21 protein-coding genes and 2 pseudogenes are annotated in these 23,149 nt (G+C 66.8%); 8 read left to right on the top strand and 15 right to left on the bottom strand.

Features of this window, described 5'->3' with window-relative positions; all coding sequences use genetic code 11:
- Window positions 1-12: 12 nt before the first annotated feature.
- Window positions 13-924 (top strand): sigma-70 family RNA polymerase sigma factor, encoded by a 912-nt coding sequence (locus AC5Y4F_RS07250; protein WP_499996372.1) that lies wholly within the window; start codon window positions 13-15, stop codon window positions 922-924.
- Here the strand turns inward: AC5Y4F_RS07250 and AC5Y4F_RS07255 are convergent.
- The 8 genes and pseudogenes from AC5Y4F_RS07255 to sdhC all read right to left on the bottom strand — a co-directional run bounded on the left by AC5Y4F_RS07255 (window position 871) and on the right by sdhC (window position 7,565).
- On the bottom strand, window positions 871-1,971 hold the full coding sequence (locus AC5Y4F_RS07255; RefSeq protein ID WP_499995828.1) for an alpha/beta hydrolase: 1,101 nt from the start codon (window positions 1,969-1,971) through the stop codon (window positions 871-873). The two genes, AC5Y4F_RS07250 and AC5Y4F_RS07255, sit on opposite strands and share 54 nt — an antisense overlap.
- Before the next feature lie 11 nt (window positions 1,972-1,982).
- A complete protein-coding gene (locus AC5Y4F_RS07260; protein ID WP_067929946.1) occupies window positions 1,983-2,570 on the bottom strand; it encodes a class I SAM-dependent methyltransferase in 588 nt (195 codons plus the stop codon).
- Between the two features lie 52 nt (window positions 2,571-2,622).
- Window positions 2,623-3,369, bottom strand: coding sequence for a helix-turn-helix transcriptional regulator (locus tag AC5Y4F_RS07265; RefSeq protein ID WP_067929948.1), 747 nt, complete (start codon window positions 3,367-3,369; stop codon window positions 2,623-2,625).
- 8 nt (window positions 3,370-3,377) lie between these two features.
- Window positions 3,378-4,025 (bottom strand): annotated as a pseudogene (locus AC5Y4F_RS07270) (carboxymuconolactone decarboxylase family protein); the annotation flags it as partial.
- Between the two features lie 134 nt (window positions 4,026-4,159).
- Window positions 4,160-4,972: a succinate dehydrogenase iron-sulfur subunit gene (locus AC5Y4F_RS07275; RefSeq protein ID WP_067929952.1), complete on the bottom strand. Its 813-nt coding sequence runs from the start codon at window positions 4,970-4,972 to the stop codon at window positions 4,160-4,162.
- A complete protein-coding gene (sdhA, locus tag AC5Y4F_RS07280; RefSeq protein WP_499995830.1) occupies window positions 4,972-6,744 on the bottom strand; it encodes a succinate dehydrogenase flavoprotein subunit in 1,773 nt (590 codons plus the stop codon). Before sdhA ends, AC5Y4F_RS07275 begins: the two co-directional genes overlap by 1 nt.
- 3 nt (window positions 6,745-6,747) lie before the next feature.
- Window positions 6,748-7,230, bottom strand: coding sequence for a succinate dehydrogenase hydrophobic membrane anchor subunit (locus AC5Y4F_RS07285; protein ID WP_499995831.1), 483 nt, complete (start codon window positions 7,228-7,230; stop codon window positions 6,748-6,750).
- The gene (sdhC, locus tag AC5Y4F_RS07290) at window positions 7,227-7,565 is read right to left on the bottom strand and encodes a succinate dehydrogenase, cytochrome b556 subunit (protein ID WP_067929958.1); all 339 of its coding nucleotides are present in this window, start codon (window positions 7,563-7,565) and stop codon (window positions 7,227-7,229) included. Before sdhC ends, AC5Y4F_RS07285 begins: the two co-directional genes overlap by 4 nt.
- A 258-nt stretch (window positions 7,566-7,823) precedes the next feature.
- Between sdhC and AC5Y4F_RS07295 the strand changes: the two genes are divergently transcribed.
- Genes AC5Y4F_RS07295 through AC5Y4F_RS07305 form a run of 3 tightly spaced genes read left to right on the top strand, consistent with a single transcriptional unit; the run spans window position 7,824 to window position 10,599 of the window.
- The gene (locus AC5Y4F_RS07295) at window positions 7,824-8,225 is read left to right on the top strand and encodes a cytidine deaminase (RefSeq protein ID WP_067929960.1); all 402 of its coding nucleotides are present in this window, start codon (window positions 7,824-7,826) and stop codon (window positions 8,223-8,225) included.
- A complete protein-coding gene (locus AC5Y4F_RS07300; protein ID WP_499995833.1) occupies window positions 8,225-9,514 on the top strand; it encodes a thymidine phosphorylase in 1,290 nt (429 codons plus the stop codon). Before AC5Y4F_RS07295 ends, AC5Y4F_RS07300 begins: the two co-directional genes overlap by 1 nt.
- Entirely contained in the window at window positions 9,511-10,599 is a 1,089-nt protein-coding gene (locus AC5Y4F_RS07305) for an adenosine deaminase (protein WP_067929965.1), read from the top strand. The genes AC5Y4F_RS07300 and AC5Y4F_RS07305 overlap by 4 nt, the downstream gene beginning before the upstream one ends.
- Window positions 10,600-11,307: 708 nt before the next feature.
- Here AC5Y4F_RS07305 and AC5Y4F_RS07310 read toward each other — a convergent pair.
- Complete coding sequence (locus AC5Y4F_RS07310) at window positions 11,308-13,131, bottom strand: alpha/beta fold hydrolase (protein WP_499995835.1); 1,824 nt, start codon at window positions 13,129-13,131, stop codon at window positions 11,308-11,310.
- Complete coding sequence (locus tag AC5Y4F_RS07315) at window positions 13,128-13,772, bottom strand: TetR/AcrR family transcriptional regulator (protein WP_067929969.1); 645 nt, start codon at window positions 13,770-13,772, stop codon at window positions 13,128-13,130. The genes AC5Y4F_RS07310 and AC5Y4F_RS07315 overlap by 4 nt, the downstream gene beginning before the upstream one ends.
- A gap of 66 nt (window positions 13,773-13,838) precedes the next feature.
- Between AC5Y4F_RS07315 and AC5Y4F_RS07320 the strand changes: the two genes are divergently transcribed.
- Window positions 13,839-14,552 carry a polysaccharide deacetylase family protein gene (locus tag AC5Y4F_RS07320; protein ID WP_499995837.1) on the top strand — a complete coding sequence of 238 codons (714 nt, stop codon included), beginning with the start codon at window positions 13,839-13,841 and terminating at the stop codon, window positions 14,550-14,552.
- Here the strand turns inward: AC5Y4F_RS07320 and AC5Y4F_RS07325 are convergent.
- Window positions 14,549-15,211 carry a GntR family transcriptional regulator gene (locus AC5Y4F_RS07325; RefSeq protein ID WP_067929971.1) on the bottom strand — a complete coding sequence of 221 codons (663 nt, stop codon included), beginning with the start codon at window positions 15,209-15,211 and terminating at the stop codon, window positions 14,549-14,551. The two genes, AC5Y4F_RS07320 and AC5Y4F_RS07325, sit on opposite strands and share 4 nt — an antisense overlap.
- Window positions 15,212-15,352: 141 nt before the next feature.
- Between AC5Y4F_RS07325 and AC5Y4F_RS07330 the strand changes: the two genes are divergently transcribed.
- Complete coding sequence (locus AC5Y4F_RS07330; protein WP_499995838.1) at window positions 15,353-16,381, top strand: cupin; 1,029 nt, start codon at window positions 15,353-15,355, stop codon at window positions 16,379-16,381.
- Window positions 16,382-16,434: 53 nt separating this feature from the next.
- Entirely contained in the window at window positions 16,435-17,442 is a 1,008-nt protein-coding gene (locus AC5Y4F_RS07335; protein WP_499995839.1) for a VWA domain-containing protein, read from the top strand.
- Window positions 17,443-17,446: 4 nt separating this feature from the next.
- On the opposite strand, the gene AC5Y4F_RS07340 is transcribed toward AC5Y4F_RS07335, so the two are convergent.
- The 3 genes from AC5Y4F_RS07340 to AC5Y4F_RS07350 all read right to left on the bottom strand — a co-directional run bounded on the left by AC5Y4F_RS07340 (window position 17,447) and on the right by AC5Y4F_RS07350 (window position 20,848).
- Complete coding sequence (locus AC5Y4F_RS07340) at window positions 17,447-18,430, bottom strand: VWA domain-containing protein (RefSeq protein WP_499995840.1); 984 nt, start codon at window positions 18,428-18,430, stop codon at window positions 17,447-17,449.
- 45 nt (window positions 18,431-18,475) lie between these two features.
- On the bottom strand, window positions 18,476-19,789 hold the full coding sequence (gene satS / locus AC5Y4F_RS07345; protein WP_499995842.1) for a protein export chaperone SatS: 1,314 nt from the start codon (window positions 19,787-19,789) through the stop codon (window positions 18,476-18,478).
- Between the two features lie 165 nt (window positions 19,790-19,954).
- A complete protein-coding gene (locus tag AC5Y4F_RS07350; protein WP_499995844.1) occupies window positions 19,955-20,848 on the bottom strand; it encodes an alkaline phosphatase family protein in 894 nt (297 codons plus the stop codon).
- A gap of 91 nt (window positions 20,849-20,939) precedes the next feature.
- Here AC5Y4F_RS07350 and upp point away from each other — a divergent pair.
- Window positions 20,940-21,557: pseudogene (gene upp / locus AC5Y4F_RS07355) on the top strand (uracil phosphoribosyltransferase); the annotation flags it as partial.
- Between the two features lie 7 nt (window positions 21,558-21,564).
- Here the strand turns inward: upp and AC5Y4F_RS07360 are convergent.
- Entirely contained in the window at window positions 21,565-23,145 is a 1,581-nt protein-coding gene (locus AC5Y4F_RS07360) for a phospho-sugar mutase (protein ID WP_499995845.1), read from the bottom strand.
- Between the last annotated feature and the right edge of the window lie 4 nt (window positions 23,146-23,149).

Raw genomic sequence — 23,149 nt, forward strand, 5'->3', positions numbered from 1 at the left:
AGGCTCGACGACATGACCTCAGCGCAGCAGGTCAGCGAGTTTGAGTCGCTACGGCCCCATCTCATGTCGGTTGCCTACCGGCTCACGGGCACGGTGGCCGATGCCGAGGACATCGTTCAGGACGCCTGGCTGCGCTGGCATCGGCAGGATCCCGAAAAGGGAACACAGATCACCGACCTACGGGCCTGGCTGACCACGGTGGTGAGCAGGCTGGGCCTGGACAGGTTGCGTTCGGCCGCGCATCGGCGCGAGACCTACACCGGCAACTGGCTGCCCGAGCCGGTGGTCACCGGATTCGACGCGGCCGATCCGCTGTCCGCGGTGGTGGCCGGCCAGGACGCACGGTTCGCGGCGATGGTGGTGCTCGAGCGGCTGTCACCCGATCAGCGGGTCGCCTTCGTATTGCACGACGGGTTCTCCGTGCCGTTCGCGGAGGTGGCGCAGGTGCTGGGAACCAATGAGGCCGCCGCACGGCAGCTGGCGTCGCGGGCCCGGAAGGCCGTCGCGGCCGAGCCTCCACCCAAACCCGATCCGGCGCACAACGAGGTGGTCGGGAAGTTACTGGCCGCCATGGCATCCGGCGATCTGGAAGCCGTGGTGGCGTTGCTGCATCCCGACGTGATCCTGACCGGTGATGCGAATGGCAAGGCGCCCACGGCAATCAACGTCATCCACGGCGCGGAGAAAGTGGCCAGGTTCTTCTTCGGCCTGGCCCAGCGCTACGGCCCGGCGATGTTCACCTCGTATCAGCTGGGGCTGGTCAACGGCGAGCTGGGTGGTTACACGCCCGGCTGTCCCGCCAGTGACGGGTATCGCGAGATGATGCCGCGGATCATGGCGGCGACGGTGCGCGACGGAAAGGTTTGCGCCTTATGGGATGTCGCCAACCCTGACAAATTCACCGGCTCCCCGCTGCGAAGCTGACCCGGCATTCGCGGCGAGCCCGAGCCGCAGCGCCCCGGCCGCCTCGCTCGCGGCCTCGGCGAAACGGCCTCCGAGGCCGACGAAGTTGAGGTATCCGTGCGGCAGGTCCGCCTGGCGGGTCTGTGCCACCGGGATTGCGGCGGCGCGCAATTTGTCCGCATACGCTTCCCCGTCATCGCGCACCGGGTCAAAACCCGCGCTGGCGACGTAGGCGGGCGGCACGCCGGTGACATCCCCGTGCTGCGGTGACAGGCGCGGGTCTGCCGGATCGGTTCCGGCGGGGATGTAGTTGGCCATCACCCAATCGATGTTGCGGGCGGTGAAGGTCGACCCTTCGGCGAACAGGTCGCGCGACGGCCGGCGCGTGCTGAGGTCGGTCACGGGATACATCAGCAGCTGAAACACCGGTACCCCGCCGCCGCACCGCACGGCTTGCTGCGCGGTCACGGCGGCGAGATTGCCGCCGGCGCTGTCGCCTCCTACGCCGATGCGGTCAGGATCCGCACCCAGCTCGGCGGCGTGGCCGTGGGCGTATTCGAACGCGGCGAGCGCATCGTTTGCCGCGGTGGGGAATTGGTGCTCGGGGGCGCGCCGGTATTCGACCGACAGCACCCGCACACCGGCGTGACCGGCCAGGTAGCGGGCGACCGGGTCGTGGCTGAACCGCGATCCCACCGAGAAGCCGCCACCGTGGAAATACACCAGCAGGCCCGACGGCGCGGGCACGTGCTCGGGGCTGTAGAGGGTGGCGGCAATGGCTGCGGACTCGGCCGCAATGGTGATCTCTCGGGTGGCGATGGGCACCGATGATCGGTAGCCGATCAGGTTGGGCAGCTCGTCGTATCGTGCCCGGGCCTGCAGGACGGGACCGTCGAAAACGTCGGAGCCGGAGCGGTTCTTGAGCCGGATGACCAGTTGCGCGTCGAGCGTCATTTCCTGGCCGTCGATGCGCAGCGGCGGACCTGCCAGCATCCGGCGGAGGGGGCCGGGCGCGGCGAACACCGTGCGGACCACCGCCGCCTTCGCGCGAATACTCAACGTAGACATCAGCTTTCCCTCTAATCCGCGACTTGGTTCTTGTGCGCGACGAAGCGCATGACGTGCCCGAGCAGGCTGGACTGCGTGCTGGCGGCCAGCCCATGTCGCGCACATTCGGCGTCGAACTCCGCTGGAACCAGCAGGCGATGCGGGGACCCGTCCAGCCGGTGGAACAGGCCGGCCAGCGGGGTGCGAACCAGGTCGTAGCCGACGAAGGTGCCACCCGGCCGCAACACCCGCGCCACCTCGGCGACCGTGCGCTCCCAGTCGATGATGTGATGCAGCATCAGGCAGCTGACCACGGCATCGAAGGACTCGTCGGTGAACGGCATCGCGGTGGCATCAGCGGTTATCGCGCACGCGTGGGGGAAGGCGCTCAGTGCAGTGGCGGCCGCTTGCGTCATGTGTGGATCGATATCTATTGCGGTCCAGGCAAGTTCGGCATTGCTTGAGAGCACTTGCCGGGCGACGGATCCGCTGCCCGCACCGATTTCCAGAACGTCGCGGCCCAGTCGTTGGGCTTGAAGCGCGCGGGCGACAGTTGCGGACGACGAGCGCCACAGGGCGCCGCAGCAAAAGGCCCGTTCGGACCGTGACATCACAGGCATGCCTCAAGCTTGCGGCAGTTTCCCGGCCGAGCGCTTGTATGGATCCGTCAGATCACGGCCTTTTGACGGCTTCGGCGAGTTCGCTCGGAGTGGCCCCGGTCATCTCCCAGCACACCCGGTTGGCGTGTGACCCGTCGGCGAACCCGGCCAGGTGAGCGGCGTCGGTGACGGAGCGACCGTCGAGCAGATAGCCGATGGCGGCGACCAGCCGCTGCCAGCGGATGGCGGCCGAGAGCGAGACGCCGGTCTGCTGTTTGCACAGCCGTCCGAGGTAGTCGGGCGACAGCGCGACGGCCCCGGCGACTGACGCCACGTCGATGCGCTCGGGTACGCGGCTCGCGACGACTTCGATCGCCTGCCGTAGCTGCGGATGAACGGGTCGCGGTCCGTCCTGTGTCCCGCAGAGACTGGCGACGAGGAAGCCGGCCGCGGCGTCCGGGCCGTCTTCGGCCAGCACCGCGGCGGTGGCCTCGGCCAGGTGCGCCCCGTCATCGGGTATCCAGATACCTCGAACTCGATCGTGGTTGCGCGCCAACGCGTTCAGCGCGCTGCCCTGCGGTGTCTGCAGTCCGAGGTACAGCGTCAGCGCCTCGGATTCGCGATCGGATCGCACCGCATGGCGCGCTCCGCTGGCGATCACGACCAGCCGGCACGTGTGGTGCGCATCGCCGTCGCCGGCCACCGCCAGCGGACCATGCCCGCCGACGGTGATCTGTACCGCGGGGTGGTGGTGCAGCGCGAGGTCGGAGAAGGCCCCGGTGACCATCAGCCGGCCCGGTTCCCGCTCCCAGACGCGCATAAGCCACTTTAGCGCTGCGCTGCGGTTTCGCCTTTCCGGCTGAGCTCGGTTGCCCAGGGAACGCGGCAGGCGTCACCGGAATTGAAGCCCTGCTCGGTGATGCCCAGTGCGGTGTTCATCCGCGCCCGCATGTTCTCCACCCCGATCTGATAGGTCAGCTCGATCACCCCGGCATCACCGAAGCGGGCGCGCAAATCGGCGACCTGCTCGTCGGTGACGGTGTGCGGATCGGTGGTCATCGCGTCGGCGTAGGCGATGGCGGCGCGCTCGTCGTCGCTGAATGCCGCTGAGGTGGCGTAGTTGTCGATCTCCTTCAGGCGCTGGATGTCCAGGCCGTCCAGGCGCTGCAGCATGGATCCGAAGTCGACACACCACGAGCAGCCGACCGTGCGGGCGGTCCAGAACACCGCGAGCTCGCGCACACTGACCGGCAGCGTCTTCGACGCCCGGTCCAGCATGGTCTCGTGCACGGCGCCGGCGATCATCAGCCCGCGATGGTGCGCGGTGACGGTGAAGGGTTCGGGAACTTGGCCATAGCGCCGCTTGGCGATCCGGTACATGGCCCGGGACAGCAATCCGGCGCGCTTGGGCGCCACGGGCTCGATGCGGGTTTTCTGTGTCATACCCCTCAGACGAGGCAGCGTCGCGAAGTGTGACGGGCCTCGCGAACAAGTTGTGAATTTCAAAAGCGCTAGCAGATCTGCTAGCGCATTCGAGAAAGGCCTAATGCTTGCGGACAGCGGCTCCCGTGACGGATGTGACGTAGCAGGGCAGCCGACCGAACAAGTGGCTAGCGAGAGAACATGATCGCGCGCTTGACCTCTTGGATCGCCTTGGTGATCTCGATGCCGCGCGGGCATGCCTCTGTGCAGTTGAACGTGGTGCGACACCGCCAGACGCCGTCGACCTCGTTGAGAATGTCCAGGCGCTCGGCGGCTGCCTCGTCGCGGCTGTCGAAGATGAAACGATGCGCGTTGACGATCGCCGCCGGGCCGTAGTAACTGCCCTCATGCCAGAAGATCGGGCAACTGGTGGTGCACGCCGCGCACAGGATGCACTTGGTGGTGTCGTCGTAGCGGGCCCGGTCGATCGGGCTCTGAATGCGTTCGCGGGTCGGCGGGTTGCCGGTCGTGACCAGGTACGGCTTTACCGCCCGGTAGGCGTCGAAGAACGGTTCCATGTCGACCACCAGGTCCTTCTCCACCGGCAGCCCACGGATCGGCTCGACCGTGATGGTCAGCGCCTTGCCCGGCTTTTTAGGCAGCAGGTCGCGCATGAGCACCTTGCAGGCCAGCCGGTTGACGCCATTGATGCGCATGGCGTCCGAGCCGCACACTCCGTGTGCGCACGAGCGCCGGAAGGTCAGCGTCCCGTCCAGGTAGCTCTTGATGTAGATCAGTAGGTTGAGCATCCGGTCGCTGGGCAGGCAAGGCACCCGAAAGCTCTGCCAGCCACCGGTTTCCGCAAAGGCGTCGGGTTGGTCGGGGTTGAACCGCGCGATCTTGACGGTCACCATCACCGCCCCGTCGGGAATCGCCGGCAGCGGCGGCTGCAGGCTGGTGTCGACCTCGGCTTCCTCTTCGGTTCCGACGCTCTCGGCCATCAGTACTTCCGTTCTTTGGGTTCGTAGCGCGTCTGCACCACGGGTTTGAAGTCCAGCGCGATGTCGCTCAGCAGGTCGCTGCCCCGCCTATCGGCCCCAATTTCCTTGTAGGCCATGGTGTGGCGCATGAAATTGACGTCGTCGCGGTTGGGGTAGTCCTCGCGGGCGTGCCCGCCGCGAGATTCCTTGCGATTCAGGGCGCCGACCACGGTCACCTCGGCGAGTTCCAGCAGGAAGCCGAGCTCGATGGCCTCCAGCAGGTCGCTGTTGAATCGTTTCCCCTTGTCGTGCACGCTGATTCGTGCGTACCGCTCCTTAAGCGCGTGGATGTCGGTCAGCGCCTGCTTGAGTGTCTCCTCGGTGCGGAACACCGCGGCGTTGTTGTCCATCGACTGCTGCAGCGCGATGCGGATGTCGGCGACGCGCTCATTGCCGTGCTCGCTCAAGATGTCGGCCACCCAGCCGACCACCATCGACTCCGGGTTCGGCGGCATGTCGACGAAGTCATGCCCGCGAGCGTAATTCGCCGCGGCGATGCCGGCCCGGCGGCCGAACACGTTGATGTCCAGCAGCGAATTGGTGCCCAGCCGGTTGGCGCCGTGCACCGACACGCACGCGCACTCGCCGGCGGCGTACAGCCCCGGCACCGTAGAAGTGTTGTCCCGCAACACCTGTCCGGTGACGGTGGTGGGGATGCCGCCCATCACGTAGTGGCAGGTCGGGTAGACGGGGACCAACTCGTGCACCGGGTCCACGCCCAAATAGGTGCGTGCGAACTCGGTGATGTCGGGCAGCTTGGCCTCCAGCACGTCCTCACCGAGGTGGCGCACATCGATGTAGACGTAGTCCTTGTTGGGGCCCGCGCCGCGCCCCTCCAGCACCTCGAGGACCATAGAGCGGGCGACGATGTCGCGGGGCGCCAGGTCGACGATCGTCGGGGCGTAGCGCTCCATGAAGCGCTCGCCGTCGGCGTTGAGCAGCCGGCCCCCCTCCCCGCGCACCGCCTCGGAGATCAAAATGCCCAGGCCCGCCAGTCCGGTCGGGTGGAACTGGTGAAACTCCATGTCCTCCAACGGAAGTCCCTTGCGGAAGACGATGCCGATGCCGTCGCCGGTCAGCGTGTGCGCGTTGGAGGTGGTCTTGTACATTCGGCCCGAACCGCCGGTGGCGAGCACCACCGCCTTGGCGTGGAACACGTGGATCTCGCCTGTCGCCAGCTCGTAGGCGACCACGCCGGTGGCCACCGGACCGCTCGGGGTCTGGGTGAGCACCAGGTCGAGTGCGTAGAACTCGTTGAAGAACTGCACGTCGTGCTTGACGCAGTTCTGGTAGAGGGTCTGCAGGATCATGTGGCCGGTGCGGTCCGCGGCGTAGCACGCCCGGCGCACCGGCGCCTTGCCGTGGTCGCGAGTGTGCCCGCCGAAGCGGCGCTGGTCGATGCGGCCTTCGGGGGTGCGGTTGAACGGCATCCCCATCTTCTCCAGGTCGAGCACCGCGTCGATGGCTTCCTTGCACATGATCTCCACGGCATCCTGGTCGGCGAGGTAGTCGCCGCCCTTGACGGTGTCGAACGTGTGCCATTCCCAGTTGTCCTCTTCGACGTTGGCCAGCGCGGCACACATGCCGCCCTGGGCGGCGCCGGTGTGACTGCGGGTGGGGTAGAGCTTGGTCAGCACCGCGGTGCGCACCCGCGGTCCGGCTTCCACGGCGGCCCGCATGCCGGCACCCCCCGCGCCGACGATCACCACGTCGTACCGGTGTTGCGAGATCACAGGTCAGCCTCCGATATTCGGGTCGAACGTCATCAGCACGTAGGTGCCCAGCACCAACGTGAAGCCCATGGACAACAGCAGCACGCTGTTGAGCCAGAACCGGGTGCTGTCCTTGCGGCTGTAGTCGTCGATGATGGTGCGCAGGCCGTTGCCGCCGTGCAGTTGCGCCAGCCACAGCAGCGCCAAGTCCCAGAACTGCCAGAACGGCGACGCCCAGCGCTGTGCCACGTAATTGAAGTCGATGCGGTAAACGCCGTCATCCCACATCAGCATGATGAACAGGTGGCCGATCGCCAGCACGAACAGCGCGATCCCGGAGAACCGCATGAACAGCCAGGCGAACTTCTCGAAATTGGGGATGCCGGCCCGGCGCCGCGGCGAACGCGGGTTGTCCAGGCTGGCGGGGCGGTCGTAAAGGCGCTGTTTGACCGGGGCGAGGTCGCCCCTGCGGGATTGGCTGCCCGCTTGAAGGTCCCGAGTGCTCATCGGAAGTGCTCCACCATATGGATGACCGTCACCACGCCGGCCGGCACCATGAGCAGCAGAAATACGATGCCGACGATCCAGAACATCAGGCGCTGGTGGCGCGGGCCTTCTGACCAGAAGTCGATCAGGATCACCCGGATCCCGTTCAGCCCATGGAAGAGCACCGCGGCGACCAGGCCGTATTCCATCAGGCCGACGATGGGCATCTGATAGTCGTGGATCACGGCGTTGTAGGTCTGTGGGCTCACCCGCAGCATCGCGGCGTCCAAAACGTGGACGAACAGGAAAAAGAAGATCGTTGCGCCGCTGATCCGGTGCAGCACCCACGACCACATGCCCGGGTCGCCCCGGTACAGCGTCCGTGGTGGCCTGCGTTTGCGCGAGGGAGCCGATCCCGGTGCCGCCTGATCCGCGGTTGTCGGTTGCGTAGTCACCCCAGTCCTCACCGCCTTCTTCCGACTCCAACGTCAGTCACGCCGGGCACTTGAGCTTAGCTCGCACACGGTGTGGCTTGCGCCAATGTCCGTCGAGCGAAATGCCGTTTTGCGGCTAGGGTGACTGTCGGAATCGGCGATGGGTGAGCGGGGTTTCGTATGCCTGAGATCGACTGGAAGACATTGCGGGACAAGGCAATTGATGTTGCTGCGGGTGCCTATGCCCCGTATTCGCGCTTTCGGGTCGGGGCGGCCGCGCTGGTCGACGACGGCCGGGTGGTCACCGGGTGCAATGTGGAGAACGTCTCATATGGCCTTGGTCTCTGCGCCGAATGCGCCGTGGTGTGCGCCCTGCATTCCACGGGCGGCGGCCGGCTGCTGGCGCTGGCGTGCGTGGACGGGCGGGGCTCGCCGCTGATGCCGTGCGGCCGGTGCCGCCAGGTGCTGGCCGAACACGGTGGGCCCGAGCTGCTGATCGACCATCCAGGTGGGCCGCGCCGCCTCGGCGACCTGCTACCGGAAGCCTTCGGCCCCGACGATCTGGAAGCCGGGCGCGGCTGATGCGCCCCGCGTTCGACGCGCCCACCGTGATCAGGACCAAGCGCGACGGCGGCCGGTTGTCCGACGCCGCCATCGACTGGGTCGTCGGCGCCTACACCGACGGCCAGGTGGCGGAAGAACAGATGGCGGCGCTGCTGATGGCGATCCTGTTGCGCGGCATGGACCGGGGCGAGACCGCCCGGTGGACCGCGGCGATGCTGGCGTCGGGCGACACGCTCGAGTTCGGCGACCTGGGCCTGCGAACGGTCGACAAGCACTCCACCGGTGGGGTGGGGGACAAGATCACCCTGCCCCTGGTGCCCGTCGTCGCCGCCTGTGGGGCCGCGGTGCCGCAGGCCTCGGGCCGCGGGCTCGGCCATACCGGCGGCACTCTGGACAAGCTGGAATCCATCGCCGGGTTCACCGCCGAGCTGTCCAATCAGCGCGTGCGCGACCAATTGCGCGAGGTCGGCGCGGCCATCTTCGCCGCGGGGGACCTCGCCCCGGCCGACGCCAAGCTCTACGCGCTGCGCGACATCACCGCCACCGTCGAGTCGCTGCCGCTGATCGCCAGCTCGGTGATGAGCAAGAAGCTGGCCGAGGGGGCCGGCGCGTTGGTGCTCGACGTCAAGGTCGGTTCCGGGGCGTTGCTGGACTCCGAGCGGCAGTGCCGCGAACTGGCGCACGTCATGGTCGGACTGGGCGCGGCGCACGGGGTGCCCACCCGCGCGCTGCTGACGGACATGGACCGCCCGCTCGGCGCGAGCGTGGGCAATGCCCTCGAGGTCGCCGAGTCGCTCGAGGTGCTGGCCGGGGGCGGACCGCCTGATGTCGTCGAGCTGACCCTGCGGCTGGCCTCCGAGATGCTCGAACTGGCCGGGATCGACGGCCGCGATCCCGCCGACACCCTGCGCGACGGTACCGCGATGGACCGGTTCCGCCAGCTCATCGCGGCCCAGGGTGGCGACTTGTCGGTGCCGTTGCCCATCGGTCGGCATGCCGAGACCGTGACCGCCCCGCGGGGCGGCACAATGGGCCATATCGACGCGATGGCAGTGGGGCTGGGGGCATGGCGGCTCGGGGCGGGCAGGTCCCGTCCGGGCGAGCGGGTGCAGTCGGGTGCCGGTATCCGGATCCACCGCCGCCCCGGCGAGGCGGTCACCGCCGGTGAGCCGTTGTTCACTCTCTACACCGACACCCCGGAGCGCTTCGGCGCCGCGCTCGCCGAACTGGACGGTGGGTGGAACATCGAAGCCCACGCGGCCGGGATGCACCCGCGACCGCTGATCATCGATCGGATCGCCGCATGAGCGCACCGCTGGGGCTGGAGCAGATCAGAAGGGCCCCCAAGGCCCTGTTGCACGACCACCTGGACGGCGGGCTGCGCCCGTCGACCGTGCTGGACATCGCCGGCCAGGTCGGCTACGACGGGCTGCCCGCCACCGACGTCGACGAGCTGGCGAGGTGGTTTCGCACCCGCTCGCACAGCGGCTCGCTGGAGCGCTACCTGGAACCGTTCTCGCACACCGTAGCCGTGATGCAGACACCCGAGGCGCTGCATCGGGTCGCTTACGAGTGCGTGGAGGATCTGGCCGAGGACTCGGTGGTCTACGCCGAGATCCGGTTCGCGCCCGAGCTGCACATCGACCGCGGGCTGTCCTTCGACGCGATCGTCGACGCCGTGCTGGCCGGCTTCGCCGATGGCGAGAAGGCATGCGCCGCGGCGGGGCGCCCGATCGTGGTGCGCCTGTTGGTCACCGCGATGCGGCACGCGGCGGTGTCCCGCGAGATCGCCGAGCTGGCGATCCGGTTCCGGGACAAGGGAGTCGTCGGGTTCGACATCGCAGGTGCAGAGGCGGGCAACCCGCCGACACGGCACCTGGATGCCTTCGAGTACATGCGAGACCACAACGCCCGCTTCACCATTCACGCCGGCGAGGCTTTCGGGCTGCCGTCCATCCATGAGGCGATCGCCTTTTGCGGTGCGGACCGGCTGGGCCACGGCGTGCGCATCGTCGATGACATCGAGGTGTCAGACGACGGCAAAGTCCGGCTGGGCCAGCAGGCATCAATCTTGCGGGACAAGCGAATTCCGCTGGAGCTGTGTCCCAGCTCCAACGTGCAGACCGGTGCCGTCAAGAGCATCGCCGAGCATCCGTTCGATCTGCTGGCCCGTGCCCGCTTCCGGGTGACCGTAAACACCGACAACCGGCTGATGAGTGACACCTTCATGAGCCGCGAAATGCACCGACTGGTGCAGGCTTTCGGCTACGGATGGAGTGACCTTGAGCGCTTCACCATCAACGCGATGAAGTCGGCATTCATCCCGTTCGACGAGCGGCTGGCGATCATCGACGAGGTGATCAAACCGCGCTATGCCGTGCTGATCGGCTGATGGATCACCGTCATATGCGCCCGGGCGTCCCGCCCATACCGGGGTCGGACGGCATTGCGGGTGCGACCGGCATGGCCGGCTCCATCGGCGGAGCTTCCATCGGCGGCGGTGCTATTGGTGGCGGTGCGATCGGCGGTGGCGCCACGGGTGGCGGTTCATTAGGTGGCGGCGCTATCGGCGGCGGATCCAGCGGTGGCGGTGAATCCACCGGCGGCGGTGGGGCTAGCGACGGCGGCGGTGGCCCAGGCGGCGCGGCCGGTGGCAGGGCGTATGGACCTCCCGCACACACCGGGTTGGCGGGCTGGCTGATGCATGCAATGTCAGCCGGGCCGGTGGGAGCACCGGCTGGGGCATACGGTCCACCCTGACATTGGGCTACCTCGGGCGTCGCGAGGCAACGGGGATCAGATGGGTTGATGGGCAGGCTGGGATCGGGGTCGTCGAGCGGAATGGGCGCACCGGGTGGGCGTGCAAACCCGGGCGCGGCATTCGCTGGAACTGCCGCACCCGTCGCGATCCCGAGCAACGCCGCTGCCACAGCCGCTCTCGTCATCGCGTCGCGGACTTTCGGAGCCAGTGCCCAACCCATACGTGTCCCCCTTTATGTGCGGGCGCCCGGCCCGCGTAGCAGCATCCTAATGACGCCCTGCGCTCAAACGCCAGTAAACGTGCACGGCTGAGGAAGTTTCGGGCGCGGCAATCGAAATATCATCGGGTCGGTTTTTGCGCCGCTCCGACATACTCACCGATGAAGCCGTTCCGCAACCACCACCTGGGGCTGGTGTGCTTGAAAATCTCCTCGTCGAGGGCGCGAGAGCGCACCGACCTTTTGACCGGGAACGGATTCATCCCAGACTTGTACTCGAGGCCGACCACGGCTGGTGTGGTCGGGCGGCCTCGCATGGGCAGCAGCTCGTAACCGGCGTGCTGGAGCATGGTATTCAACTCGGCCGGGCGGGGGAATCGCCGAAAGTCGTGGTTGGGCTTGTGCAGACCGAACACGTACAGCGGCCCAACCGTGACGAAGCAGAGCCAGGTGAACAGGTTGCGATCTGGTGTGACGTAGAACATTCGACCGCCCGGCTTCAGCGCGCTGAACACGCTATCGAGCAGACGGCGGTGTTCCGTGCAATGGTCGAAGACTCCGTGCAGGTAAATCAGGTCGAACCGACTGGCCGCCAACACATCCGGGTTTCGTACATCGCCGACGATGAAGTTCACCCCGGGCTGGTCGGCGAAGCGCTTGCGGGCCGCGTCGATCGATTTATAGTCGACGTCGACGCCGACGATGTCCCACCCGCCCAGCTCTGGATAGCGTTTCAGCAATCCCGCGATCGCCCCTCCGGCGCCGCAGCCGACCACGGCCATCGTCGGGCGTTGATCATCGGTGGACGGGAGATAGTCGCGTAGGAAATCCCATGCGGTGTAATCTATTTCGCTGACAAGCTCCGCGGTGAAACGCCACTGCGCGCTGACATCGGCGTTGGAGAAGTAGCGGACGCCGCGCTCGATCGTCCCGTTGCTGATCCGCATCAGCGCGCGATCGATGATCGAGTAACGGTACTCGGGCTCACCGACTGCGTCGTTGGCCCGTTCGTGGTCGAGGAACTCGAAGTACCTTCGCTCTTCGGGTTCGATTGGCGCTTCCCATGATTGGGCTCCGCCGAGCACACGCTCCCGAATCCACGAATCGATGACTCGGCTGTAGACGTTGCTGTCGAACAACATGAGCTGGTGGCCGCCGCCGGGCATCATGAAAAAGTCTTTGGTCCCGCCGATCCGCTCGAAGCATGCCCGGCAGTGCTCGGCGCCGACTATCTCATCGTGCTCGCCACACGTGATCAAGACAGGTTTCGTGTTGGCCGCGGCGGGCAGTCGCGGGACATAGTTGAAGACCGAGTGATAGCTTCGCAACCCATACGACCAGACGTACAGCGGGTCCTTTTTCTTCGCTTCCAGTAAGCCGGGGTCTTCTTGGTAGGCGGCCTTGAAGTCAATGAACCGGCGCAGCGGGATTCGTAACCGATCCCCTATACTCGCTGCCGCGAATCGCGCCGGGCGCGACTGAAACAGCCGGATCGCCAAGCTCATTGGCGCCTCGTGGTTGAGCAAGATGTTCATACACACACCGCCCACCACGGCTGGGCACGCGTCTAGCGCGTGGAATGCGACTTCGCCGCCCTGGCTCGCGCCGTGCACGATGACGGGTAGGGAAGTGCGCCGCGCGGCGTAATCGGCTACTGCCCTGGTGTCTTCGAGGAAGGCTTCGAAACTGAACACACCCGCCTTTCCTTCGGTGCGACCGTGCCCAGTGAGGTCGAACGAATAGACCGCCGCGCGATAATTGCGCCGCATGTGCTCGGCGAACGTGTCGTAACCTTCGCTGTTCCCGGCGGTGCCATGCACCAGCACCAAAACATAGTCGGCGTTGTCGTTGTCGTAGCGGCGCAGAAAGATTCGTCTGGCACCGGATCCGGTCACCGCGTCCGTGGCCATCGGCGGCACTGCCTGGGTGGTGGTGTTCGCAGTCATCGGCGCCTCGGCTTCAATCCCTGGGTGATGTGGGTGGCGATCATCCGCGCGAAAGTGTCGAAATCGCCGCGGAAGCGTTCAGTGTCGGAAATGAACGGCCGTTGCATCGACATGCCCAGCAGCACGATTTCCACGAGGTGCACCGTCTCGTCGATCAAATGTGGCGGCGCATCGTCACCAACGATCGTGCGCAGTAGCTCGGCGATCCGCCGGCGCTGAGTATCGCGGTAGTCGACGTACGCGGTCCGCAGGAACTCATTGTGGTTGGCCGATGCGGCGAATTCGACCATGAACGTGACCGCTTCGAGGTTGTCGATGAACAGGCCGTACACCAGATCGGCCGCCTCGTTCAGGCTGTCCTGCACCGATATCCGGTCGGCCAGTCGGGCCGACGCGGTGGAGAACATCGTCTTGGCCATGTGGTCGATCGCGGCCTGGAAAAGCTTTTCTTTCGTCTCGAAGTGATAGTGCAGCAGGGTCTGCGAAACGCCGGCCTTGGCCGAGATCAGCTTCATCGACGATTTTTCATAGCCGTACGTGCCGAAGCACCGCATCGTCGTCTGCAGGATTCGCTGTCGGGCGTCGCCGGTTGCCACCGCGGAGTCAGCGGTGTCGGGCCCATTCGAAACGGTTGCGGTCAACGTCGACTCTTCTCTTCATCGCCGGCTACCCGATAACATACTGTCTGATCAATCAGTCAGGCAACGATGGATGTGACGGGTGAGCACCTGATGCATGAGAACCTGTCGTCGAAGATCACTTTGACATTTGACAACGGCCCGACACCGGGGGTCACGGACCGGGTTCTCGATGCACTCGCTCAGCGTCAGATGCCCGCCATGTTCTTCGTCGTCGGGCAGCACGTTAGCGCGCCGGCGGGACGCCTACTGATGGCGCGTGCCGTGCGCGAGGGGCATCGGATCGGCAATCACTCGTACACCCACGGACTACCCCTCGGAGAGCTTTCCCCGGCGGAAGCCATTCACGAGATCAGCGCCACACAAACGCTTTTGGGAGATTTTACCGATGGCGATCGGTACTTCAGGCCGTGGGGAACCGAGGGGGCACTCGAACGGCGCTGTCTGAATCAAACGGCCGTCGACTACCTCATCGCGGAAAAATACACCTGCGTCCTGTGGAACAGCGTCCCGCGTGACTGGGCCGACGCCGAGGGATGGGTTAGCCGAGCGCTCGCCGATACCCGCATCCATTCGCACACCGTGGTCGTACTGCACGATCTGCCCACCGGCGCGATGGAGCAACTACCGAGATTTCTCGACGAACTCACCCAGTCCGGTGTCGAGGTCGTCTCCCAGCTACCCGACGATTGCGTGCCGATGGTCCGCGGTCGGATGCGAACACGCCTCGATCACCTGACCGCGCAGCCCGCAACCGCCGCGGATCTGCCACCCGAGTCCTAGAGCATCGAAAGGCCCATGGCTCGCACCGTGCTGGCCAAGTGGGTCTGCACTGCCTGCTGCGCGCGCGGTAAGTCGCCGTCGCGCAACGCTTCCGCGATGCCCTGATGCTCCGTCATGATCGTGGCCAGCCGCTGTGGCTCGCGCAGCGCCGATTCCCCGATCATCCGCATTTGGCGGTCGCGCAACGTCGAGTAGAAATTCGCCAGGATCGTGTTGCCCGACTCTTCCAGGGTGATGGCGTGGAAGGCGCGGTCGGACTCCAGGAATACCCGCCAATCGGCGGACGCCGCGGAGTCGCGCTGCCGCCGCAGTTCACCGGATTGCCGTTCGAAGACCACGGCGCAGACGGCTGGGCCGCGTCCGATCACCTTTCGGGCCGCGAACTGCTCCAGCACCAGCCGGGCCTCCATGACCGCCCGGACCTCCTCGGGCGAGACCGGGACCACCAGAGCGCCGCGCTGCGGATACAACCGCAGCAGCCCCTCGGCCTCCAGGCGCAGGAAGGCCTCGCGCACCGGGGTGCGCGACATACCCAGCGCGGAGGCGACATCACCTTCGCTGATCAGCTCGCCCCCGGGAAACTCGCCGGTGAGTACCTGCGTCTTGACATAGTCCAGGGCGCGGTCCTTGGCCGTACCGGACCTGGGAACCTTGGCCATGCGCGCCCTCTTCTGGTGGCTAAGTCGTATCTCACTCGTGGCCACACCCTACCCCGACCGGCCCTACCTGCAAGGATTTATGCTAAGATACAATATAAATACTATTCAGATACGATACATATTTAAGCATAGGAGGCGCAGATGCCCACCGCACAGCAAGTGGTGACGCCGAACTTGGATCCGACGATTCCGGCACCGATGGTCAACGTGGCCGAATACGGGTTCGAGGGCCGTTTCGAGGAATGGGAGCGGCAGGCCGAATACTTCGAGTACTCCAAAGCGGCCAACCCGATCGGATCCGGCCACGTTCCACCGATGCCGCTGCGGCGGTTCGATCCCGAGCTCTACCTCGATGCACCGACCGGCGTGATCCCACTCGATCTCGCCAAGGAACTGGGTATCGATTCCGGCGCGGCGACCAGCCCGGCGCTGCTAGCCAACTTCGTCAGCATTCGCGCCGCGGAGCAAGTCGACACCAGCCCCAACGCCACCTCGCAGCTGTATTACGTGCTGTACGGGAGCGGCTTCGCGGCGGTCAACGGGCGGCTGATCGGTTGGGAGAAGGGCGATTTCGTCACGCTGCCAGCGGGCAGCCACTCGGTGTTCTACGCCGCCACCGACACGGCCATGTACTGGGTGCACGACGAGCCGCTGATGCGCTACCTGGGCGCCGAAGCCACGCAGCCGCGCTTTGCGGCGACAAAATTTCGCCGCGCCGACGCCGTCGCCAAGCTGGAAGAGATCGCCTCCCGCCCCGGCGCCAACGACAAGAGCCGGGTCAGCGTGCTACTGGCCAACGCCAATCAAGAGCAGACGCTGACCATCACCCACGTGTTGTGGGCCATGTTCGGGGTGCTGCCACCCAACCAGGTCCAGCGCCCGCACCGGCATCAGTCGGTCGCCGTGGATCTCATCCTCGATGCGCCGGAGTTCGGCTGCTACACGCTGCTGGGCACCCGCCTCGACGAGCACGGTGACATCGTCAACCCCACCCGGGTGGACTGGCGGGCCGGTTGCGCCTTCACCACCCCGCCGGGGCTGTGGCACGCCCACTACAACGAGACCGACGAGCCCGCCCATCTGATCCCGGTCCAGGACGCCGGCCTCCAAACGCACCTGCGCAGCCTGGATATCAAGTTCACCCAGCGCCGCGATCTGGGCGCCGGATAGTCCCCTGCGCCGAGCCATGCACCGCCGGAGTTCGACGCATAGTGTGGCTGGACATGAAGGTGCCCCTGCTGGGACCGGTATCGGTCACGGGCTTCCAGAACGCCTGGTTCTTCCTCGTCCTGCTGATCGTGCTCTTGGTGATCGGCCTCTACGTCGTGCAGCAATTCGCCCGTCGGCGCCGGGTACTGCGCTTCGCCAACATGGAGGTGCTCGAGCGGGTGGCGCCGGCGGGGCCCGCCAAGTGGCGGCACGTCCCGACCATCCTGCTGGCCGTGTCGCTGGTATTGCTGACCACCGCGATGGCCGGGCCGACCTCGGACGTCCGGATTCCGCTCAACCGCGCGGTCGTGATGCTGGTGATCGATGTCTCGGAGTCGATGGCCTCGACCGATGTGCCGCCCAACCGCCTCGACGCGGCCAAGGAGGCCGGCAAGCAGTTCGCCGACCAGCTGACCCCGGCGATCAACCTGGGGCTGGTGGAGTTCGCGGCCAACGCGACGCTGCTGGTGCCCCCGACGACCAACCGCGGCGCGGTGAAGGCGGGCATCGACAGCCTCAAGCCGATGCCCAAAACCGCAACGGGAGAAGGCATTTTCACCGCTCTGCAGGCGATCGCGACGGTCGGTTCGGTGATGGGCGGCGGCGACGGTCCACCGCCGGCCCGGATCGTGCTGGAGTCCGACGGCGCCGAGAACGTGCCGCTGGACCCCAATGCCCCGCAGGGGGCGTTCACCGCGGCCCGGGCCGCCAAGGCCGGGGGCGTGCAGATCTCCACGATCTCGTTCGGCACTCCGTACGGCACTGTCGACTACGAGGGCGCCACCATCCCGGTTCCGGTGGATGACCAGACCCTGCAGAAGATCTGCGAGATCACCGACGGCCAGTCGTTCCACGCCGACAGCCTGGATTCGCTGAAGAACGTGTATTCGACACTGCAGCGCCAGATCGGCTACGAGACCGTGAAAGGTGACGCGAGCATGGCCTGGATGCTGCTCGGCGCCGTCGTCATGGCCGGCGCCGTCCTGGCGGGTCTGCTGTTGAACCGCAGGCTGCCCGCCTGAGCCGTCAGCTCGGCAGGCGCCGGTTGATCAGCAACGAAAGTCCCGTCGCGATCAGGGCGGTCAGCACGCCGAGGCGCAGCCAGCCGGAGCTGCCCGGCCCCGGCACGGTGCGGTAGCCGATCTCGTTCTCGATGGCGTTGTAGCTCTTTTGCAGCTCGCCCAGATTGGTGGCGGTGTAAGACTGCCCGCCGGACAGCTTGGCGACCGTCTTCATCTGGTCTGCCGAGACCGGGACCGCGACGCGCTGCCCGTCCATCTCGATCTCGCCGCCCTTGGTCCCGAACGAGATCGTCGAGATGGGAACACCCTCGTCCTTGGCCAGCCGCGCCGCGGTGTAGACGCCGTCGTGCGGATCGCTGGGGTTGGAGGGCTTGTTCTCGCGGCCATCGGAGAGCAGCACGATCCGCGCCGGTGGTGGGGCGTCGCCGCCGACAACCGCGGTCGCGCTGATCGCATGCAGGGCGGTGAAGATCGCTTCGCCCGTCGCGGTGCTGTCGGCGAACTCCAGCTTCTTCAGGGCGTCGATAGTGGCCTGGTGCTGCGGGGTCGGCGGCACCAGCAAATACGGCGTGCCCGCGAAACCCACCAGTCCGAGGTTGATGCCCGGCGTGAGCTGACTGGCGAACTGGGTCGCGGCCTGTTCGGCCGCCTTGAGGCGGTTGGGTTCGACGTCGGTCGCCCGCATGGACTGCGACATGTCGATCACCAACATGATGACGGCGCGATTGCGCGGGATGCGCATGTCGTGGGTGGGCGTGCCCAGCGCGATCGTCAACAGCGTCAGGCACAGCAGCGACATGGCGATCGGGAGATGCCGCCACGGCGACTGCGTCACCGGCGCATCCGTGTAGCGGTGCAGCCGTTGGCGTCGCCGCGCCTGGACCACGACGTAGACCGCCAACAGGGCCAGGGGCACCAAAGCGAACAACAGCAGGGCGGGACGCTGGAATCCGTAGAGCGGCAACGGGCCGATACCGGGAAGCGACACGTCACCCAACCTTCCCGTCGAAGCCCGGCCCGTCAAACGACGGGACTACTCGCGGCGGAGCCGCCCGTCGACGAACTGCTCCAGTTTCTCCCACTCGCGCACCGCCGCCGCGTACGGCGGCGACGGCTTGGTGACCGAGTCGGGCTCGAGCACGGCGGCCACCAGCTTGCCCAGCGGCCGGCTGGTCTCGAGCGCCTTGTCGACGGTGCTCTCCTCGGAGTAGTCGCCGATGTCGCGGAGCACCTCGACGGCGAGTTCCAGTTGCTCGCGATCCACGGCGTTCGGCCCGTCGGCCAGGTCGTCGGCCAGCCCGCTGAGCACGTAGACGTTGTCCTCGGTGACCTCAACCGCAAGCGAGCCGTCGGTCGCGGCGGTGCGGATGTCGTCGTAGGTGCTCAGGTCGGCCAGGTCGTGGTCGTGCTCGTCGGCCAGGTAGCGGGCGAGCGTGCGCTCGGACGTGAAGACGCTGATGCGCCCGTTGCGACCCAGGAAGATCGGTTGGTCGTCCAGGTAGCAGCGCAGCGTGTAGAAGGTGCCAGAACTCGTCATGATCCGGATCGGGTCGATGCCCACCTGCAGCCAGAAGTCCTTGTCGCTGCCCAGCACGACGCTGTCGCCGGTCGCCCGGTCCGCCTCGTCCTCGGTGTCCTCGTCTTCGGCCTCGTCTTCGGCCTCGTCGCCGTCGTGCGCGGACCCGTCAGGGGTGCCTTCCTCGACGGCGTCCTCGGCGGCGCTGTCTTCGTCCGGCTCGTCCTCTGCGCGCTCCTCGGCCAGTTCGTCGGCGGCCTTGTCCGCCAGCTTGGAGTCGACCTCGGGGGTGGCGACGACGTCGTCGATCGCGGCGAGCACGTCGTCCCAGCTGCGCCCGATCACCTCGGCGATCGCGTGCCAGCGCTTGGCGCCGGCCTTGCCGGTGAAGTTCTCGATTCCACCGGACACGGTGCCCAGGCTGGGATTGCCGTTGAAGAACTTCGACACCGCCGCCAACTCGCACACCGATCCGATGGACGACACGATGGCCAGCGTGCCGGCCAGCGCGGACACCGACTGCTCGGTGGGCTTCTCGGCCACCAGCTCCTCGACGGCGATCAGGTCGAACTGCTTGTCGTCGGCGGGCTCGAACGCGTGCGCGTGCGCCGCCCGCAGCTCCTTCCACGCCGGGTGGTCGACCAGGTCGTTGTCGTCGTCCGAACGCACGAACGCGACCAGGTCGGCGACGGAGGAGAACGCGAACAGGTCCTCGTCCTTGCCCAGGAACGCCTCCCACTCGTCGCCGGAGTCACGCCAGCGGGGTGCCCACACGGTGTAGCGGTCACCATCGGACAGGCTCAGGCGAATGGGCACGAGGTCAGCAACCATGCGGCACACAATAGCGACGACCGGCGAACGCGCTTATGGGGCCACCGTCGGGCCTGTGGCGATCGCGAGCGCGGTGGAGCCGGGCGAAGCGGGTCGTCACCATTGGGGCCTGTGGCGATCGCGAGCGCGGTGGAGCCGGGCGAAGCGGGTCGTCACCATTTAGGCCTAGCCCCAGATATCGGTGATGGGCGCGGCGCTGGCGGCATAGCCCGTCTTGGGCAATCCATACATCTGCTCCACCGTGGACAGCACGTTGTAGTGGTTGATCTGTTCGTTGTAGTTGCCGGGACGGACGTGGGCGCCGTAGAACACCGTGGGGATCTGGTTGCGGCTGCCTCCCACATTGGAATTGTCGTCCTCGTCGAACGTCACGATCAGCAGGCTGTTGTTGTCCACCGCCCAGTTCGCGTACCCGGACAGTTCGCGGTTCAGCCAGGCATCGGCCTGCGCGATCGAACCGTCATGCATGTTGTCGTCGTTGTTCGGGATGACGAACGAGACGGTCGGCAGGCTGGAGTAGTTGCCCATCGGGAACGCGGAGAACGGCAGCGAGTTGGCTGCAGGCACATTGGTGAAGTTGGCCCACGGCACATGCTTGCGCGCGTATTTGCCCGCGCTGCAAACCGGTGACCCGACCGCCGGCAGCCCCTCCGCGAACCCGACGAATGTGTAGCCGGCGGCGAGCAATTCGGAGCCGAGGTTCGGCGCGGCGCCGGCGTTGACCGGACACTGGTCTTTGGTCACCCCGAAGGTGTTGCCGGCGAAGAGCGCCAGGTAATTCGGTTCACTGGGATGGGTTTCGGCGAACGACTGGGTCATGTTGGCGCCGCGTGAGGCCAGCGTCGTGATGAAGGGCGCCGATTTGTTTCCGATGATGCCGTTCTCGGAGCGGTTCTCCTCAACGACGATCACGATGTGCGCTGGTTGCGGAATGGCCGCTGCCGCAAGGCCTATGCGCGGCGGCAACGGGCTGCCCGCCAGTGCCACCAACGCCAGCGCTCCCAGTAACCGCAGGCTGCGACAGGCTGTGGCGGCCGGACTTCGAAGTTCGCGCAACACGCCCGGAGTATATGAACGAGCGCAGCCGCTTTCCCCGTCTGGCCGAGCGTGTCAGAAGGGCTTTGTCTGATCGTTATATACCCTCGACCCCATGGAAATTCGCGTCATCGACCACCCGCTGGCCGCCGCCCGGCTGACGGTGCTGCGTGACGAACGCACCGATAACGCCGGTTTTCGTGCGGCGCTGCGCGACCTGACGCTGATGCTGGTCTACGAAGCCAGCAGGGACGCGCCGCGAAAGTCGGTGAGAATTCGCACCCCGGTGGCGTCGGCAGTCGGCACGCGCTTGGTCAAGCCACCGCTGCTGGTGCCGGTGCTGCGCGCCGGGCTGGGCATGCTCGACGCCGCACACGCCGCGCTACCGGAGGCGGAGGCCGGATTCGTCGGTGTCGCGCGCGACGAAAAAACCCATCTGCCGGTGCCGTATCTGGAGGCGCTGCCGGACAGGCTCGCGGGCAGGCCGGTGCTGATCCTCGATCCCATGCTGGCCACCGGGGGTTCGATGGCGCACAGCATCGGCCTGCTACGAGGCCGCGGCGCAACCGATATCACGGTGCTCTGTGTGGTGGCGGCTCCGGAAGGCCTTGCGGCGGTGAAGAAAGCGGCACCGGACGCGCGAGTTTTCAGCGCCGCGATCGACAAGGGACTGAACAAATCCGCCTATATTGTGCCGGGTCTGGGCGATGCCGGCGACCGCCAATTCGGGCCCAACCTGTTCACCAGCCTTGCACAGCAGCGATCAACGCCTCGCGCAGGGCGCCGGCGCGCCGCCGCGAAGATTCCAGGTCGTCGCAAACCGCACAGCGAATCTCAAAGTAGCACTTCAACTTCGGCTCGGTCCCGGAGGGCCGCACCACCAGCCTGATCGACGTGTCGTCGTCGCCGCCGGAAAAGATCAGCGCGTCGTTGATGTCGGTAAGGTTCACGGCGTAACCGGCCAGTGAGGTCGGTGGGTCCCCGCGCCACCGCTGCATCAGTCCGCGCGCCTCGGCGGCATCGGCAACCCGGCGCGACACCGCGGCGATGTCGTGCACCCCGTAGCGCCTGGCCAGTTCGTCGAGCAGGTTCCGGACCGAACGGCCCTGCCCTATGGCCGTGGCCACCAGGTCGCAGATCAGCACGGCGGCGCTGATGCCGTCCTTGTCGCGCACGGCGGCGGGGTCCACGCAGTGCCCGATCGCTTCCTCGTAGGCGTAGATCAACGTGCCCCCAGGCACTTTCGCGTCGGCGCGGGCCAGCCACTTGAAGCCGGTGAGGGTTTCGACGTGGACGGCGCCGTGGTGCGCGGCGATGGACGACAGCATCCGCGACGACACGACCGTGCTGGCAACCACCGGTTTGTCCGTTTGATTCGTGGACAACAGGTAATCTCCTAGTAGCCAACCGGTTTCGTCGCCTGACAGCATCCGCCAACCCCGCCCGTCTTTGATGCCGACGGCACATCGGTCGGCATCGGGGTCGAGTGCGATCGCCACGTCGGCGCCGATGTCTACGGCCAGGGCCAGCAGCGCGTCGGTGGCGCCGGGCTCCTCGGGGTTGGGGAAGGCGACCGTGGGAAAGTCCGGGTCGGGCGCGAATTGGGCTCCGACGGAATGCACTTCGATGAATCCTGCGCGGTGCAACGTCTCGACGGCCACCGCGCCGCCCACCCCGTGCAGTGCAGTCAGCGCCACCCGCGCCGAACCGTTGCCACGCCGTAACCCGGCGGCCCGCCCGATGTAGCGCTCGACCAGATCTACCCGCGCGGGTTCGACCGGGGCCCTGCCGATTTGGTCGGCCGGCGGGGCTGCGGCCATCGCGGCCTCGATCTCGCGGTCGGTGGGGGAGACGATCTGGATTCCGCCGTCGAGATACACCTTGTAGCCGTTGTCGGCGGGCGGGTTATGCGACGCGGTGATCTGGATCCCGGCCGATGCGCCGGTGTGCCGGACCGCGAACGCCACCACCGGGGTGGGTACCGGGCCGGACAGCAACAGTACGGAAAATCCCTGGGCGGCAAGCACTTCAGCGGTCACCGTGGCGAATAACGCCGAGCCGTGCCGGGCGTCGCGTCCCACGATCGCCGACGATCCCTGCATGCCACGCCCGATCAGTACCTGTGCGACGGCCCAGGTTGCGCGCGTGACCACCGCGACGTTCATGGCGTCCGGCCCGCCGCGCACCGGCCCGCGCAGGCCCGCCGTGCCGAACATCAAGGGGCGGGCGAATCGCTCGGCGAGTTCGGCGGGGTCACATGCGGCGAGCTCGGCCGCCGTCGCCGGGTCGGGATCGTGGGCGATCCACTCGTCGGGCGTCATGGCC

This window comes from Mycobacterium sp. NGS56 (assembly GCF_059812425.1).